Below are 16,397 nucleotides of genomic sequence, written 5' to 3' on the forward strand. Positions count from 1 at the left end.
TTTTTCCATTCGTAACATCCTATGCGATCAACGCTACTAACTATTACGCTGATTAGTGCACTGGCAACGGCTTCTGTTGCTCAGGTCCCCACGGCTGCGGTACCTAACTCGCTCACGAAAGCGACCACGTCGACAACAGCTAAAACACCCGCTATGGTGATGCGGGCAAAAAAGACAACTTCGCGCGAGGTACCCGATACCTACAAAGGTCGGGTGCTTACGGTAGGCTCGGGCGGCGGAATTGTGGGCAAGGAAACCACTTATATACTGCTTGACGATGGCCGGCTATTTACCCGTAAGTCGGGGCAGTTGAGCTACACCTTTATTGGCAATCAAACCGCCGACAATACTAAGAAGGTGTTCTGGTCGGTGGAGGACCGCTGCGCTATTCGCAAAACGACCTACAATAAGCCGGGTAACCTGTACCGGTTTGTGAGCTGGCGGAAAGGTAAAGAACTCCACAAAGTAGCCTGGGCACCCGGCGACAAAACCCTGCCGCCCAACTACGAGCAAGTCTATACCGGTTTTATGGGTATGATTCCGCCTACCCTTAAATAGCTTACCTTTTGGATTACCACACCACCTACCATGAAACTACTCTACGCTTGCTTACTGCTTTCGGCCAGTGCGCTGGCTCAGCCACCCGTACAGGATGGCGTTCTTCCACTCAGTGGCGGGGTGTCGGGGCGGGGTTTTTCGGCCAAGCAGAAAACCGGCCAGCCCGACCTTGATCTGGCTCGCCGCCTGAACGCCACCGAAACGCCGCTGCCTACTGATCAGCGTAGCCGGCAAACGCTGCTGGCCACCGGGAGCGCGCCGCTGTCGATGCCGTCGCTGACACTCAGAATTGTGCGCGACGCCGTGTCGGGCTTGCCCGTTTATATCGAAAATCTGGCGGCCGGCCATGCCCCGGCCAATGGGCAGGTTCGTCGGTCGGCGCAGGCAACTACCTACCAGTTTCTGAGCCAGGTACGTAGTGTGCTGTCGCTTGCCGACCCCGAGCAATCATTTTCCATTAAACAAAGTACAACCGACGAACTGGGTCAAACGCATCACCGGTTGAGGCAGACCCACTGGGGCGTGCCGGTTTACGGAGCCGAACTGACCGTGCACCAGGCTGCCGGTGAGGTGACGCTGATGACGGGGCAGTACAGGGTTGTTCCGCCAACGCTGGCGGTGCGGCCGTCGCTATCGCTGGCTCAGGCGGGAAAGGTGGCACTACGGCACGCCGGTAAAGTAGCACCCGTGCAGGTGTTTGGGCAGGGTCTGTTGAGGCTGGAAGCGGTAGCGGGCGAACTCTGCGTATATGCAGGGGGCGTAAACGAGACCCTACCGCCCCGGCTGGCCTACGATCTGACAATCCGCCCTAACCTGCTCGAACGGTGGCAGTACCTGATCGACGCCGAAACGGGAGAGGTGCTCAAGCGGTTCAATAACACCTGTAGCATCGACGGACCCAGAGATGCGTCGGCGCGCGACCTGAATGGTGTAACGCGAACCTTCAAAACGTACCAGAGCGGCAGCAACTACCTCTTGCTCGATGCTACGCGGGCCATGTACAGCGCCACCAAATCGAAGCTGCCGGATAGCCCGATCGGAGCCCTCTGGACCATTGATGCCGCCAATACCTACGGCGATAATATGTCGGTGAAGCAGGTCACTTCGGCAACCAACACCAACTGGTCACCCACGGCCGCCTCGGCCCAGTATAACGGCGGCATTGCCTACGAGTATTTCCTGAAAACGTTTGGCCGCAACTCCATCAATGGCAGCGGCGGCACGGTGATTTCCATTATCAACGTAAACGACCCCGAAACTGGTAAGGGCATGGACAATGCCTACTGGAACGGCGAGTACATGTTCTACGGCAATGGCGATGTAGGTTTTAAACCCCTGGCCGGCTCGCTCGATGTGGCAGGCCACGAAATGAGCCATGGTGTTATTCAGAACTCGGCTAATCTGATTTACGACGGACAATCCGGGGCCATCAACGAATCCTATGCCGACATATTTGGCGTATTGATCGACCGCGACGACTGGACCATCGGCGAAGAAGTGGTGGTATCGCGCTATTTTCCGTCGGGCGCGCTACGCAGCATGAGCAATCCCAATCAGGGTGGTAAGTCAGACAATGGCTATCAGCCTAAAACGATGGCGCAATATGTGAGCACAACCGAAGATAACGGCGGGGTTCATATCAACAGTGGTATTCCTAACTACGCGTTTTACCAGGTCGCTACAGCTACTGGAAAAGACAAGGCTGAGAAAATTTATTACCGTGCCCTGACCACGTACCTGACTCGTTCATCAAAATTCCTGGACCTCCGGCTGGCACTCGTTAAAGCAGCTTCGGATCTTCATGGTGCCAGCAGCGCAGAGGTGACGGCCGTGAAAACGGCCTTCGACAACGTGGGCATTACCGAAACCAGCAGCACACCAACCAGTCAGAAAACGCCGATTCCAAGCGCGACGGGGCAGGATTTTGTGGCGGCCGTGAGCAGCGACGGAAAGCTTTACAGCACATCCTATCCGGCTACGGCCTTTACTCAGCGTAGCCTGTTAGCCCTGAAACGCCGCCCCAGCCTGACCGACGACGGCAGCGTGGCCGTATTTGTGGGGAGCGATGGCAAAATACGGGCGTCGAGCATGACCCGCCCTGCGTCTGAAACGGTGATTTCGCAGGAGGCCGGCTGGGCCAATGTGGTGGTGTCGAAAGATGGCAACCGGCTCGCTGCCCTAACCGATAAGCAGGATGGTACACTCTGGGTGTACAGTTTCGAACTGGGTCAGTGGAAAACGTTTACGCTCTACAACCCGACCTCGGCCCAGGGCGTAAAAACAGGCGAGGTAGCATACGCCGATTCGTTTGAATGGGATTACTCGGGCGAGTATATCATCTACGATGCCTTTAACAAGCTCACGAATGCCAGCGGCAAATCGGTCGACTACTGGGATGTGGGCATGATTAACGTGTGGGACGGCTCGAAAAAGAACTTCGCCACAGGCCGCATCGACAAGCTCTTTACGGATCTGGATGAAGGAATCAGCATTGGTAATCCGTCGTTCTCGAAAACATCTCCAGACATTATCGCCTTCGATTACTTCGATGAAACGGAGGGCACGTACTACGTGCTGTCGGCTGATATTGAACAGGGAGCTGTGGAGATCGTCTACAAGAACAACGACCTCGGTTTCCCCAGTTATTCCCGTACCGACAATGCGGTAGTGTTTGGCACGATCAACTCGGCGGGTAAGGAAAGTGTAGTCCTGATGAACCTCGAAGCGGACAGACTGAAGCCGAAAGGGAATGTGCAGGCGTTGTATACCGGGGCTAAATGGCCCGTCTGGTATTCAAACGTGGCGCGGGCGATCCCAACAAAAGTGAACCAGACCATTACATTCAATACCATTGCCGACCAGGTCATTTCGGCGGGTAACGTTACGCTACAGGCAACCTCGTCGGCGGGCCTGCCGGTTGGTTTCGCGGTGCAGTCGGGCCCGGCCGAGCTGGTGGGCAATCAGCTTCGGTTTACCGGAACGGGTTCTGTAACGATCAGGGCCTTTCAGGAAGGAAACAGCCAGACCTATGCCGCCACGCCCGTTGACCGGACCTTTACCATAAAGGCAGCTCCCGTTGTGCTGGCTATCGAGCCCGATTGGGCGGCTGAGGTGCGGGTGTATCCGAACCCCAGCCGCAACCGAATTGCGGTGGAACTGCCGGCGGGTGTTACCTGGCAAACCGCTGACCTGATTAGCCCGTCGGGAGCGGTGGTGCAACAGCAGCGCGCCTCAGGTACGTTGGCAGGTACGTTGTCGGTCGAGTTGGGTACGTTGCCATCGGGCCTGTACCTGATCCGTATCGACACTAATCAGGGGCGGGTGCAGCGTAAAGTGCTGCGCGAGTGAGGTTTCGCGGTTAGCCGTTATCCGTTTGCCAGCAAAGGCTGCACCTAACCAGTTCCGCTGCAACTCTTTGGATTTACCTGCTGCCCGGTGGCCTGCCCTGCCGGGGCAACAGACAGGTAACGCCGGAGCGTCGCGGCGGATTTTTTTGTATACTGCCCATAGCACGGGCAGCCGGATAATCCGCTCGCAGCAGTACCTTCAAACCGGTGTAGTTCTATTGTCGCCGTCGACGTGAGTAAGCGGGTCTGCCTTGCGTTGCCCCATACATGACATCCCATGAAAAAACTAGTTTATCTCCTGGTAACCCTGTTGTTGGCAGGAGCCTGTAAGCAAAATTCGATCACCAACAGAAAGCGCGTTGTGATAACGGGCGTTGACCCTTCCAAGAAGCCGGGGGATGATTTCTTTATGTACGCCAACGGCATCTGGTATGATACCGCCCAGATTGCGGCCAGTCAAACCGGGGTTGGCTCGTACTCGTTCCTGAATTACCCGCAGCGCATTCGGTTGCAGGCTATTCTTGATAGCATCTCGGCGAGCAACAACCCCGCGGGGAGCATTGAACGAAAGGTAGGCGACTTCTACGCTGCCGGCATGGATACGGCCGTTATCAACAAGCGCGGTTACGAACCCATCAGGCCCCTGCTGACCCGCATCGATGCCGTGGCTGATGTAGCCGCTCTGTTGAAGCTGGTGACCGAGGAACAGCAAGTTGGCAACGGCTCTATCCTGGGCTTCAACGTTGGGCCCGATAACAAACGGAGCACCGTCAATATTGCCCAGTTTGCCCAGACAGGCATTGGCTTGCCCGAAAGAGACTATTACGTCAAAACCGATTCGTCGACCGCCGTCATCCAGCGAGCGTACAAAAACTACCTCACTCGTTTGTTTGAATTGACCGGTACGAAGGCTGCTGCGGCCCGGAAAAACGCGGCCATCACCTACACTATTGAACAGCAACTGGCCGCCGCCCACCGCACGAATATTGAACGCAGGGATGTAAAGGCGAACTACAATAAACTGCCGGTTACCGAGCTGGCCGCCAAACAGCCAACCCTGAACTGGCCCACGCTGTTGACCAACCTGGGCGTACAGGCCGACTCGGTCAACGTGGCGCAGCCGGCCTATTATGATAAGCTGAATACGCTGTTGACGGCCGTTTCTCTCGATGACTGGAAAGTGTATCTGAAAGCTCACGCGCTCACCAACTATGCGGGGTTCCTGAGCCAGCCGTTTACCGATGCCTCATTCGAATACGCCAAGATCCTGACCGGGCAAGCTGTTAAGAAATCACGGGCCGAAGAAATGACCCAGGCCGTTGATGGGTCGCTGGGTGATGCGCTGGCGCAGGTGTACGTAAAAAAATACTTTTCCGAAGAAGCTAAAAAACGAATAACCGCCCTGGTCGATAACCTCAAAAAAGCATTTGAAGCCCGGATCAACAGGCTCGACTGGATGAGCGATTCCACCAAGACGAAGGCCAAAGAAAAGCTGTATGCCTTCAACCAGAAAATTGGTTACCCCGACAAGTGGCGAGACTACACCAGGGTGAGCGTGAACCGGGAGACTTATTTTGAAAACCGGCTGTCGGCTATCAAAAACGAGTACAGCCACCGTTTGGCCAAAGTAGGGCAGCCCGTCGACCGAACGGAATGGCATACCACGCCGCCCACGGTAACGGCCTATAACAATCCCCCGCTCAACGAGATTGTGTTTCCGGCGGGCATCCTGCAATCACCTTATTTCGATTTGTATGCCGATGACGCGCTCAATTACGGTGGGGTAGGCATGGTGATCGGTCACGAAATAACACACTCGTTCGACGATCAGGGCGCTCAATTCGATAAGGTTGGTAACGTAACTAACTGGTGGACCAAAGCAGACTACGCCAAATTCAAGGCGAAAACCCAGCAGGTTATTGATCAGTACAACAAGTTTACCGTGCTGGATAACGTACCCATAAAAGGCGCTCTGACGGTAGGCGAAAACACGGCCGACATTGCCGGGGTCGCCATTGCCTACGATGCCTTCAAACTAACCGAGCAGGGGCAAAGCACTGCGAAACTCGACGGCTTTACGCCCGATCAGCGGTTCTTTATTTCGATAGCCCGGATCTGGCGCGTCAAAACAAGAGATGAGTTTCTGCGCATGTACGTCAACACCAATCCGCATTCGCCGGCTAAGTGGCGCGTAAATGGGCCGCTGATGAACTTTACCCCGTTTTATAAAGCCTTCAACGTGCAGCCGGGCGACAAGATGTACAAACTTGAACAGGAACGGATAACCGTTTGGTAGGAGCCTGCTTGTTTCCGGTTTGGGCACGTACCTGGGCTGGGTTAGGCCGTAACCAGCGGCAAAACGTCGGTAATTGGGTACGTTGTCAGCTGGTTCGACGTACCCAATTACCGGTTGGCAAAAAACGAAAGCCGGTCAATGCGGGTTAGTTTATGTATGGCAAAATCGTCATTCGCTGCATTACTGGGCCGGGTTGGGCTCGACTGGTTCATACTGGCTCTACTGGCTATGATTGGCCTGGCCAAACTCTGGCCGGAGCCGGGCCTACAGACAGGGCTGCTGTCGCTGTCGTCGCTGACCACCGTTGGCGTATCGCTGATCTTCTTTTTCTATGGGCTGCGGTTGAACTTTGAGCAGCTCAGAACAGGCCTGCGCAATTACCGGTTGCACCTGCTCATTCACCTCACCACGTTCATTGTTTTCCCGGCGCTGGTGCTGGGGGCGCGGGCCCTGCTGATGTCGCCGGAAACGATGCTACTCTGGACGGGTATTTTCTACGTAGCGGCGCTCCCGTCGACGGTGTCGTCGTCGGTAGTGATGGTGTCTATTGCCAACGGCAACCTGCCCGCCGCCATCTTCAACGCCAGTATCTCCAGCCTGATTGGAGTGTTCATTACACCTATCTGGATGAGTGTGCTGCTCAGTGCCGACAACGGACAGTTTGATTTACAGGGCGTTATTCTGAAACTGTCCGTACAGGTCATTGCGCCGGTCATTCTGGGTCTATTGCTGAACAAAAAGCTAGGCTGGTTTTCCGAAAAGTATAAGTCGGCCCTGCGCTATTTTGATCAGATCACGATCCTGCTGATTGTATACACCGCCTTCTGCGAATCATTTGAGCTAAATCTGTTTCGCGATTACTCGGCCCTCGATCTGTTGCTGCTTTCGCTGGGTATGCTGGTACTGTTTTTCGCGGTGTTCGCCTTTGTTATGGTGGTTAGCCGGTGGCTGCATTTCACCCGCGAAGACCGGATTACGGCTTTGTTTTGCGGATCTAAAAAATCGCTGGTGCAGGGCAGCGTAATGGCCAATGTGCTGTTCCCACCCACTGCTGCCGGGGTTGCCCTGCTACCGATTATGATCTACCACGGCCTGCAACTGATTGTGGCGAGCATTCTGGCAAAGTCGATGATCAACTGGCAGCCCAAACCCGCACCGGCAAAGGTGAGCACGAACATCTAATCAGAGCGTATTTTTTAAGGTGTTGTTAATCAGGTTGTTGTGTCTTAAGTTGGCTGGTTGCAGGCTTTTTCAGTGTAACGTAGATTACGCCGTTTTTGGCCAGGTCGCCATACACCTGAATCAATTTTTCGTCGTGTGACAGGTCAACTGTTTCAATCGTGCGTAGGTCCAATGACCGCATACTTGCTAGTGTAGATCGTTCCCCGTCTACCAGCACGACCGGCTGGTCTTCGGGCTTTGTTGGGCCGCAATCACACATAATTCCTCTGCTGACAGGTACTGCCGGTATCGATACAGGAGCAGCCAGTCGTGTGCTGACCCTGTCTTTTAGCGGGTCAGTCAAGGAAAGGGTGGTTTGTGCCTTTGTCGCCGTGATGTAAAGGAGCGAACAGGAAAGGAGCGAAAGGAAAGTTTTCATCTGAGTCAGGTAGATTGGACTAGTTAATCGGTACGTCCGTCGAGCCGAAATTCAATCCTCTGGTTGTAAGCTACTGCAACTAGGGTACCACTTTGTGCACCGGGTTTATACCTGGGCATGGCTTTCACCAACCGAAGGGCCTCTTCATCACAGCCCGCCCCAATGCCTTTTATTATTTTGGGTTGAACAATCGAGCCATCTTTTGTAACGATGTAATGCACGTAGACATCACCCTCAATCTGCTGCTTTCTGGCTTCTTCCGGATAACGAAGATTAGTCGAGATAAAGGTTTTCATTCCTGCCTCTCCGCCCGGAAACTCAGGGTTTTGCTCCACTACGGTAAATACCTCACCGATGTAGCTGGAAGCAGGTTCGGTAAGCGAAGCAGGAGCGCTAGTCGCAGCTGAAGGTCTCGCTGTGTTGCTTCCCGTCCTGGGTTCAGGCCTGGTAGTCAGCGCTAGGAACGTCATGCAGACAGGTACCATTAAAGCGCAGGTGATGAGATTACGATGACACATCAGTCGTAAACAAGGTTCTATAGCTGCTACTAGTTCTTTGCTCATTACACTTGATCAGGCGGTTAATTCTTCATGGTTATAGTAGATGACCGGTCGGTTTAGGCTACACCACTCCTACTTTACAGCACAGCTATTTTAGAGGCGCTTGGGGTTAAAAATAGCAGTTTGCACGACTCTAGTTAATACGGTTTTTCGCGCTTTCCAACAACTGGTCACTATATATTACCTCTTGTAACTAGCTGAATTAAACTTACGTCTGTTATACAAATGACAGATGGTTACTGTTTGTAATAATAACGCCAACGGGATGCCAATTAACTACCCAAAAGGATCGGCCTCTTTCAGGAATGAGAAATTGCTCAGTAGTATAGCGAGCGAGGTTTGCCTGAAAACAATTACTACCCGACCGATACAGTCTATGGGCTCAGTTCTGGAAGGAGTAAGTTACCCAAATCAACCACTTTACCAGAAATTCAGTCTATAGGTAGCCTGGCAGATAACGGGATAAGCGACAGAGAAGCCTAGGCCAGTCGATCTAGTCTGAGTACGATTCTCGTTTAGATTACCCATTGAGCAGCCGCAAATAGATGGCAATAAATACAGAACGGGACAACGTAACCTTCAGCCACTTTTCTAAAAGTAATGACGACTAACCAGACGCGCAGAATAACATACGTGATCCTGATGTTTCTCGTACCGGTAGCTGCCCTGGTGGCACAAATCCAGAATGAAAACGTCCATGAGCAGGTAATAATCACAGCTCAAGACAACAAAATGCGGGTATACGCTACTGAAAACGGGGCCCTGCACGTAAACGTCTCTCCCAGGCAGACAGGTAAGTACAAGGCCGCCGGACTGGTCCGCTATAGCGATTTCGGCGCCAAAGGGGATGGTAAAGCCGATGATATGGACGCTATTGCTGCGACTCACGCATTTGCCAACCTGCATGGACTTTCAGTAAAAGCCGATGAGCGCGCTACCTATTATATTGGCGGGAAGGAACGAACAGCGCTCATCCGGACGGATACTGATTTCAATACGGCTTCCTTTATCATTGACGATACGCAAGTGCAGAATCGTAACGCTTCTGTTTTCACGGTGGGTTCAGCCCTCAGGCCTTTTAAGCTGGAAACTATACCATCCATTCAACGAAATCAGAAAAAGATCGACGTCTCTTTGCCAGGTCCCTGTCTAATCACGGTCACTAATGCTGCTGTAAAGCAATACATCCGGTTGGGGCTCAACCAAAACAATGGGTCTTCTCAAACCGATCTGTTTATGGTAGATAAAAACGGCAACGTCGATATGAACGCGCCGATTATCTGGACATTTGACCGGATTACAGATATGCTCGCGCTGCCCATCGACGAGAAACCGTTGAAAGTTACCGGAGGGCGCTTCACCACCATCGCCAACCAGGCCGAATCGAAGTATACCTACTATAATCGTAACATCGCTATCAGGCGGTCCAATGTGCTTATTGATGGACTACAGCATCGTATAGAGGGCGAAACGGACCACGGTGCGCCCTATGGAGGTTTCATTACTATAGGAGACTGCGCCTATGTGACAGTAAAAAATACAATCCTGACCGGACACAAGACTTACAGCACCATTGGAGCCGCGGGAAAACCTGTTACTATGGGTACGTATGACCTCTCGGCAAACCGTGCGCTGAACGTATCCTTCGTGAATTGCAGCCAGACCAATGATATCAACGATACTAACTACTGGGGCATTCTTGGGTCAAACTTCTGTAAGAACCTGCTTTATGATGGATGTACCTTCTCCCGGTTTGATGCGCACCAGGGCGTTGCCAATGCTACCATCCGCAACTCAACGCTGGGGCATATGGGAATCAATGCCATTGGTAGCGGCCTCTTACTGATTGAGAACTCGACTATCCGCGGCAGGAGCCTTGTTAATCTGCGGCCCGACTATGGCAGTACCTGGCAGGGCGAATTGGTGATTCGTAATTGTGTTTTTGTGCCGGCCAATGGCCGGCCGATCAGTGCCGCCCTGATTAGCGGCTCCTATTCAGGTGAGCACGATTTTGGCTACACCTGCTATATGCCGGAACGAATTACCATTGATAACCTGCGTATCGACGACTCACAGCATCCCGAAAATTATCGGGGGCCAGCTATTTTTGCCGATTTCAATCCGCAACTGACTGACCAGGCTTACCGGGAAAAATTTCCTTATGTGCTTACCAAAGAGGTGATTCTTAGAAACGTAACGACCCGTAGCGGGAGGGCTCTGAGAGTTAGTGATAACCCGTTCATGTTCCGGGAGGTTAAGCTGACCACCGGCCAGTGACACAGTAGCCACTCCCTTCAGAGAAACGAAACTCCTTGCCTACGGCATCGATCGGTATCAACAAGACTCTAAAACGGCTCTCGTAATTTCGTCGGGCGTATAGAACATGATAACGCCTGGCGTAGCTTCCAGTGCATCCGGACGAGTGTATCCCCATGCGACACCACCGAAAGCCGTGGCTACCTTTTGGGCCGCTTTGAGATCCCGCACTTCGTCGCCTACACATAGCGTTTCCGTGGGATTGGTTTTTGTCGTTATCATAATTCGTTTGAACTTATGGCCCTTATTAAAAAGCGAGGTGCCGCATCCATAAAAGCTAATCAACGAGGCGCTGTCGGGACCTAGTACCTGTCGTACGTTTTCCTCGCTATTTGAGCTGACAATAGCCAACTTAACACCATGGGAAGCTAAGGTTCTCAATAGTTCAGGCACGCCATCAAACAATTGTATTTGGTGAACATCGCGGTTCATCAATTGACGAAACGAGCCAGCAATCAGCGGTATCTTCCAGGCTGGTAATTTGGCTCGTTTCATCAGTTGGCGAGCATCTAGCCCCCGGAGTTGCTCTACCTCGTTAGCATCAATGGCCGGAAAGTTATAGACAGTAGCCAATGTATTCATAGTCGCCAGAAAATAGGGGAAAGAGTCGGCTAACGTCCCGTCGAAATCAAAAATAACTAGCTTATACTTCATTTTTATGAAGTCGTCTTGTGGGTCAGTTTGTTTAGCTGAAGTTGTTGAGGGACTACTTTGGCAAAAGGGCTGAATATAAACGTGGGCTTACCCGGCACGGTAAAGCCGTTGGCGAACGCAACGATGTATAAGGTTCCAGCTAGCAGAGTCGGTCATGCTGCAACCGCGACGAGTGCTGCGCGCGGGCGGCCGGTGACGATTCGTTTCAGCGTCAGTAAATCGCGCAGGATCTGCTGGCTGAACAGTTCGTAGGTAAGGGCAGGCAGCAATTTATAAAGGCCCGTCGGCTCAATCGTCAGTTCGTAGGTAAACCGGGTTTGGTTGGGCGCTACTTCCTCGAACAGCCGTTGTCCCTGCATGTTCGTGGCGGTATTTACAGTTCGGAAAGTCAGGCGGCGGTTAGGCTCTACAGACTCAACGACGGCCGTTATCGTAAAATAACTTCCCTGATAATTCATGGCTTCCTGAAAGGTCATCCCCACGTAGGGTTGACCGGGTGTGGTCTGCCTACGGGATAAGTTCGTTCGCCAGAGCAGGTCATTCTCGAGATTGCCGGCCAGGGCAAATACTTCAGCTACCGGCCGGTTTATCAGTTCAGTAACGTTAATCGTGATCATGTTAGGTTTAGTTTTAGAGCCCTACGGCTGTTAGATAGTTGTTGACGGTTATCGTCTGCCCAATGGCAGCAGGTAAGCCACTGAAAGTTTCGCATTCTGAAGGCTGGTAGCACCCTCGCTCGTTTTCAGGTACGTGCCGCGGGCCTCGATCTGAAAGCTGCCCGTTCCGGCCTGCATCGCCACGCCCAACCCCAGCGATCCGCCGTAGTTGATGCGGCCATCGTTAGGGCCAATAGCTAGGCTTGCCCGGTTGGTATCGTCTCCTTCCTGAATGGTGATTGTACCGTTGAGTAGGTACGTTGCTGTTGGGCCGGCATTCACAAAAAAGCGCATAGTCGACTGACCAAAGGTGTATTTCAACATGACCGGCACCTCTACCAAATTATACTTGATTTGTGCATAGTCGGTTCCGGCTGTCACCTTGAATCCATATTGTGAGTAGAGTATTTCTGGCTGAATCGTAAACCCACGCCGACAAAAGCTCAGTACCAGGCCCGCATGGAAACCCGTGACAGGCTCGATGGTCGTGCCTCCAAATGAATCGGCCGACCCGCCCGACATGGTGGCGCCGCTACCTCCGGCCCGGAGACCAACCCAGAAGCTACTTTCCTGGCTGCGGTCCGGGCTAGCTTTTGCCGGCGTACCGGGAACTGGTTTGGTAACACGAGCCAGCTTCGCATCCTTCGTCGATGATACTGGTTGAGTGGCTGGAACTGATGCCAGGGTGCCTTCTGGCCTGGCGGCCACCTGCGTAGGTGGAGAAACTGGGGTATCCCCTGCAACGCCAACTGATTTAGCCGCCGTCGCATTGGTCCCCGTGATTGGCGCATGAACTGGAGCGAGACGTGTGGCTGGCCGGACGGCTGAATGGTGAACAGGCGACTTTGATGATTTGCGTGCCGCGGGCTTATGCTGGGCTGACAGGCTAAATGGCGCGATGGCCAGGGCGAGGAGTAGATAGGTAGTTTTCATGCTAAGCGAAAGAGTTCGATTTGTTGTCATTGTTCATGTTGAACACCACAAAACTGATCGTCTTTTCTCTTGCTACAGTGGCCTTTTCATATGAACTGTCTAATTCGGGACCCGAACCGGTTGAACAGGCTAGCGAAAAGGGAAGCTGGTCCGGTTCACCTGTTATGTGAAGGGCTACCGGAAACTCAGACGCTCTGTAAGCCACCGGGTCGGTCACTCGAAGGCGTAAACAACAACATCCATTTGCACCCGGCTTAAGCGTCGATGCTTAGTCGGGGTGCAAATGGATGTATCACTTTAGAACTATCTTATTGCCACTGCCCATGAGCCCGGCAGTTGCTGTACCAGTTACTGTGGGTTTATCGCCAATCGGTGAGTCGTCTGGGCTGCCAGTGCGGCTATGACGATGACGTTGGTAACTCTGACAGCAAGTTCACGATCGCTACACAGAGCTATAAGCCTTTGCCAATGTTGTCGTCGGTTTGGTCATCAGTAACTCGTGGATGTGGCCTGTAGCCAGTTCGTTTGGCTGATATAGGCTAAATTCCTGACTCAACTGGCGTACCTGCTCTTTGAAAATGGGCTCGGCCAAAACGCGGCCGACTGCCCGTCGAATCTGAACGGAGGTGGGTGTCTCAGTTTTCAGGTTAACCCCAATGCGGCAGTATGCAATGCGAGCAGCGATCTCGTTTTTACCTTCGTGAACACCCGCTACGACAATTGGCAGTTTGTGCTGAATGGCCAGCATTACGCCCCCGTAGCCACCGTTGGTTACATACACGCTCGCGTAGGGCATAACAGTATTAAAATCAATGAAGTCTTCGATTATAATATGGGCTTGCGGGTAGCGTTGCCGTAATGCTACTGTGCCTGAACTGCCTGTAGTAACAATCACCAATGTGTCGGGTTCGTTTTTAAAGGCTTCCAATGTTGGCACAATGATCTTCTTCGGGTCACATTCAAATGTACCCTGTGTTACCAGCACCACTCGTTTGTAATACAGCGTGCGGTCAGCCAGTCGAAATGAACCCGCGCCGCTGGATTGATGGGGTAACAACGACCCTACGTACCTAATGTTGGGGCTGACGCGGCGGCGCGGAAACTCAAATCCGGGCGCTCCGCTCTGCAAATACAGATCGGCTTTCCTGATCATAGAATCAAAAACGAAGCCTTGCTCTGGCGGTAAACCGAGCTTCAGCCGTAGTTGATTATAAAGCTGATTGGAGGGCTTGAACAGCACATTCTGCACGAACCGGCGAAACAGCCTCTGGACCATCTGCCCCAGTGCGGAATTGGCCGGTTGAAGGCCTAGCCCGTTGACAGGTACGTAGTCATCCGATTCAGCCAGGGGAATAACTCCCATGCTAACGCCCTTCACAGGGAGTAACTGCTGAATTAGCAGCCCCCCAACGCAGGCACAGTCATAAACAATGAGATCGAACGGCCATTGCTGGTGAATAGCCTGGATGTCTTCAGCATATTCTGGTCCCCGACGCAGAAAAAACTGGTCGATGTCGAATCGGAGGCGGGCTATCGGGCTTTTTAAAACAGTCCGTTCAGGAAAAACAGCGTCAATGTTGGTTTGATTTACAAATTGGGCGGTAACGATGGGGTAGTGGTGCAACCCTAGCTTTCGGACACGGTCGCCATAGGGGCCACCTACGTACCAGCGTACATCGTGACCGAGTTGTTGCAAGTGAACAGCCAGGCCGGTCAGCGGATTGAAATGGCCATCGAGGGGCATGGTAGCAAAGAGGATTCGTTGCGGTGTCATGAGTGCGAGTGTTTACGATTGCGAACGAAGTTATCTCTGTTCTTTTTGCCCGGTTACTTGATACCTGTTGAACCGGAAAAAGTAGTTGCTGAAGTGATAATTACTTAGCTTCGTATATCCCCAATCTTCGACGTATGCCCTCTCTTTTACCTACTTACCATCAATGGATATTGCTCTTTCTGGGAGCCACCGTGGCCATTCTAATCGCCAACCTCATCCAATGGATTGTGCGCAGGGAACGGATATATGGCTTGTACACGCTTTACGTGCTGCTGTGGTTATTGTCATTTAGCTTGGATAATCAGCCTATCAATGCCTCAACAGCTTTTATCCATACCGTCAATGTGCACATATTCGCCTGGCTGTACCTCGAAATAGCCGTTACGTTTCTGAAGCTGACAACCCGGCCTACCCTGTTGCGTGGGTATCGAATTATACAGAAAACCATCGTGATTGCGGCTTTGCCTGAAGTGTATTTTAACTTGTTTTCGTCGGCCTGGCAAACCCAGTGGCATGAAACTCAGCTCAACATTATCCGTGGACTTATTATTACGGTTGTCTATCTGACAATCTTTTACACGGTCTTTAGATACGTTCGATTTACGGACCTCCTGGCCCGCTTTTTCATCGCCGGTACCCTGGCCTTGTGGGTAACGCAACTTATTGGCGTCTATATCATTAGTTATTATGCTGATAATGAACGATTAATAACTTTTTCTAATTTGCCGTCTCCAATTCATCCCGGGTTCCTTATTCAGTTCGGTATTCTTCTCGACATGGCCTGCGTGTCGCTGGGTCTTTCATATAGGCAACAACAGCGTGTGATACAACAAGTGCGGGCTGAACAGGATCTCCTGCGCGAACGCGAGCAATACCTGCGTCAGCAACTGCAATCCGACCTCGCGCTTCAAAAAATCAAACACCAACATACCGAGTCACAGATGCGCGCTTTGCAAAGTCAGGTTAACCCTCACTTTTTGTTTAATGCGCTCAACACACTTTCTGCTCTCATTGACGAGAACCCGCGTCAGGCTACCGATTACGTAGATGAGCTAAGTAGCGTATACCGGTATCTGCTCCGATCAACAGAACAGGAGTTGACGACCCTGAATGTTGAAATGGCCTTTATTCAATCGTATTTTTACTTACTTAAAATTCGATTCGGTGACAGCGTCTGTCCCGAACTAAGTATTGACTCTGCGTACCACGATGCCTTGATTCCCCCGCTAACCCTGCAACTGCTGGTGGAAAACGCTGTCAAACATAACCGTGTTCTACCCGACGAGCCGCTGACCATCCGCATTCGTACAACTGGACAAGGGCATTTGGTGATTGAAAACAACATGCAGCGCCGAAACGTCCGGGTAGAATCGAATGGGGTGGGGCTGAACAACATCGCTGACAAATACCGGTTGTTGGGTCGCCCCTTGCCCTCAATTGAAGAGACAGAAGGCTGGTTTCGGGTAACGCTGTTCCTGTTGCCAACCACGCAGCCGGTAGAAAATGTAGGTGGCTAATTGGTACGCTAAACGGGGTTAGTTTTCCGGCGGTGTGACGAGCGGCAAGTGCTGGTAGTGAAATGACACTACCCGGTTGGTAACCGGTTCGCATTCAACTGGCTCCTTGTATGGGCTATTTTTCAACATTAGTTCCTGCTCAGTCACGCCACGGGTCTACCAAATGGCGAAACTGAGCAGGAACGT

The 16,397-nt window shown here is 52.3% G+C and carries 12 protein-coding genes; 6 read left to right on the forward strand and 6 right to left on the reverse strand.

The features are described from left to right. Window positions 1–21 precede the first annotated feature (21 nt). The 4 genes from F7231_RS02410 to F7231_RS02425 all read left to right on the forward strand — a co-directional run bounded on the left by F7231_RS02410 (window position 22) and on the right by F7231_RS02425 (window position 7,383). Window positions 22–558 (forward strand): hypothetical protein, encoded by a 537-nt coding sequence (locus F7231_RS02410; protein WP_085414870.1) that lies wholly within the window; start codon window positions 22–24, stop codon window positions 556–558. A gap of 30 nt (window positions 559–588) precedes the next feature. Then, window positions 589–3,906 carry a M4 family metallopeptidase gene (locus F7231_RS02415; protein WP_166690771.1) on the forward strand — a complete coding sequence of 1,106 codons (3,318 nt, stop codon included), beginning with the start codon at window positions 589–591 and terminating at the stop codon, window positions 3,904–3,906. Between the two features lie 276 nt (window positions 3,907–4,182). Further along, complete coding sequence (locus tag F7231_RS02420) at window positions 4,183–6,201, forward strand: M13 family metallopeptidase (protein ID WP_166690772.1); 2,019 nt, start codon at window positions 4,183–4,185, stop codon at window positions 6,199–6,201. A 156-nt stretch (window positions 6,202–6,357) separates the two neighbouring features. Next, a complete protein-coding gene (locus tag F7231_RS02425) occupies window positions 6,358–7,383 on the forward strand; it encodes a bile acid:sodium symporter family protein (protein ID WP_166690773.1) in 1,026 nt (341 codons plus the stop codon). A gap of 25 nt (window positions 7,384–7,408) precedes the next feature. Here F7231_RS02425 and F7231_RS02430 read toward each other — a convergent pair whose 3' ends face one another. Together F7231_RS02430 and F7231_RS02435 are read right to left on the reverse strand one after the other, a co-directional pair. After that, entirely contained in the window at window positions 7,409–7,801 is a 393-nt protein-coding gene (locus F7231_RS02430; RefSeq protein WP_166690774.1) for a hypothetical protein, read from the reverse strand. 23 nt (window positions 7,802–7,824) lie between these two features. Continuing rightward, a complete protein-coding gene (locus F7231_RS02435; protein ID WP_166690775.1) occupies window positions 7,825–8,271 on the reverse strand; it encodes an energy transducer TonB in 447 nt (148 codons plus the stop codon). Window positions 8,272–9,003: 732 nt separating this feature from the next. On the opposite strand from F7231_RS02435, the gene F7231_RS02440 reads away from it, so the two are divergent. Beyond that, the gene (locus tag F7231_RS02440; RefSeq protein WP_166690776.1) at window positions 9,004–10,638 is read left to right on the forward strand and encodes a hypothetical protein; all 1,635 of its coding nucleotides are present in this window, start codon (window positions 9,004–9,006) and stop codon (window positions 10,636–10,638) included. Window positions 10,639–10,695: 57 nt separating this feature from the next. On the opposite strand, the gene F7231_RS02445 is transcribed toward F7231_RS02440, so the two are convergent. The 4 genes from F7231_RS02445 to F7231_RS02460 form a co-directional block, all read right to left on the reverse strand. Further along, window positions 10,696–11,331: an HAD-IA family hydrolase gene (locus F7231_RS02445; RefSeq protein ID WP_166690777.1), complete on the reverse strand. Its 636-nt coding sequence runs from the start codon at window positions 11,329–11,331 to the stop codon at window positions 10,696–10,698. Between the two features lie 152 nt (window positions 11,332–11,483). Further along, on the reverse strand, window positions 11,484–11,948 hold the full coding sequence (locus F7231_RS02450) for an SRPBCC family protein (RefSeq protein ID WP_166690778.1): 465 nt from the start codon (window positions 11,946–11,948) through the stop codon (window positions 11,484–11,486). Window positions 11,949–11,996: 48 nt separating this feature from the next. Next, a complete protein-coding gene (locus F7231_RS02455; protein ID WP_166690779.1) occupies window positions 11,997–12,920 on the reverse strand; it encodes a porin family protein in 924 nt (307 codons plus the stop codon). 442 nt (window positions 12,921–13,362) lie between these two features. Continuing rightward, window positions 13,363–14,694 (reverse strand): glycosyltransferase, encoded by a 1,332-nt coding sequence (locus tag F7231_RS02460; protein WP_166690780.1) that lies wholly within the window; start codon window positions 14,692–14,694, stop codon window positions 13,363–13,365. 134 nt (window positions 14,695–14,828) lie between these two features. Here F7231_RS02460 and F7231_RS02465 point away from each other — a divergent pair, with 134 nt between their 5' ends. Beyond that, window positions 14,829–16,211, forward strand: coding sequence for a sensor histidine kinase (locus F7231_RS02465; protein ID WP_166690781.1), 1,383 nt, complete (start codon window positions 14,829–14,831; stop codon window positions 16,209–16,211). Window positions 16,212–16,397 lie beyond the last annotated feature (186 nt).

Origin of the sequence: Fibrivirga algicola (genome assembly GCF_011742925.1) — a bacterium.
Taxonomy (GTDB): domain Bacteria; phylum Bacteroidota; class Bacteroidia; order Cytophagales; family Spirosomataceae; genus Fibrella; species Fibrella algicola.

Coding starts and splice junctions, on each gene's coding strand:
- F7231_RS02460 (WP_166690780.1), bottom strand. CDS start 14,694: ATGACACCGCAACGAATCCTCTTTGCTACCATGCCCCTCGATGGCCAT.
- F7231_RS02425 (WP_166690773.1), top strand. CDS start 6,358: ATGGCAAAATCGTCATTCGCTGCATTACTGGGCCGGGTTGGGCTCGAC.
- F7231_RS02465 (WP_166690781.1), top strand. CDS start 14,829: ATGCCCTCTCTTTTACCTACTTACCATCAATGGATATTGCTCTTTCTG.
- F7231_RS02430 (WP_166690774.1), bottom strand. CDS start 7,801: ATGAAAACTTTCCTTTCGCTCCTTTCCTGTTCGCTCCTTTACATCACG.
- F7231_RS02410 (WP_085414870.1), top strand. CDS start 22: ATGCGATCAACGCTACTAACTATTACGCTGATTAGTGCACTGGCAACG.
- F7231_RS02415 (WP_166690771.1), top strand. CDS start 589: ATGAAACTACTCTACGCTTGCTTACTGCTTTCGGCCAGTGCGCTGGCT.
- F7231_RS02450 (WP_166690778.1), bottom strand. CDS start 11,948: ATGATCACGATTAACGTTACTGAACTGATAAACCGGCCGGTAGCTGAA.
- F7231_RS02420 (WP_166690772.1), top strand. CDS start 4,183: ATGAAAAAACTAGTTTATCTCCTGGTAACCCTGTTGTTGGCAGGAGCC.
- F7231_RS02440 (WP_166690776.1), top strand. CDS start 9,004: ATGTTTCTCGTACCGGTAGCTGCCCTGGTGGCACAAATCCAGAATGAA.
- F7231_RS02445 (WP_166690777.1), bottom strand. CDS start 11,331: ATGAAGTATAAGCTAGTTATTTTTGATTTCGACGGGACGTTAGCCGAC.
- F7231_RS02455 (WP_166690779.1), bottom strand. CDS start 12,920: ATGAAAACTACCTATCTACTCCTCGCCCTGGCCATCGCGCCATTTAGC.
- F7231_RS02435 (WP_166690775.1), bottom strand. CDS start 8,271: ATGACGTTCCTAGCGCTGACTACCAGGCCTGAACCCAGGACGGGAAGC.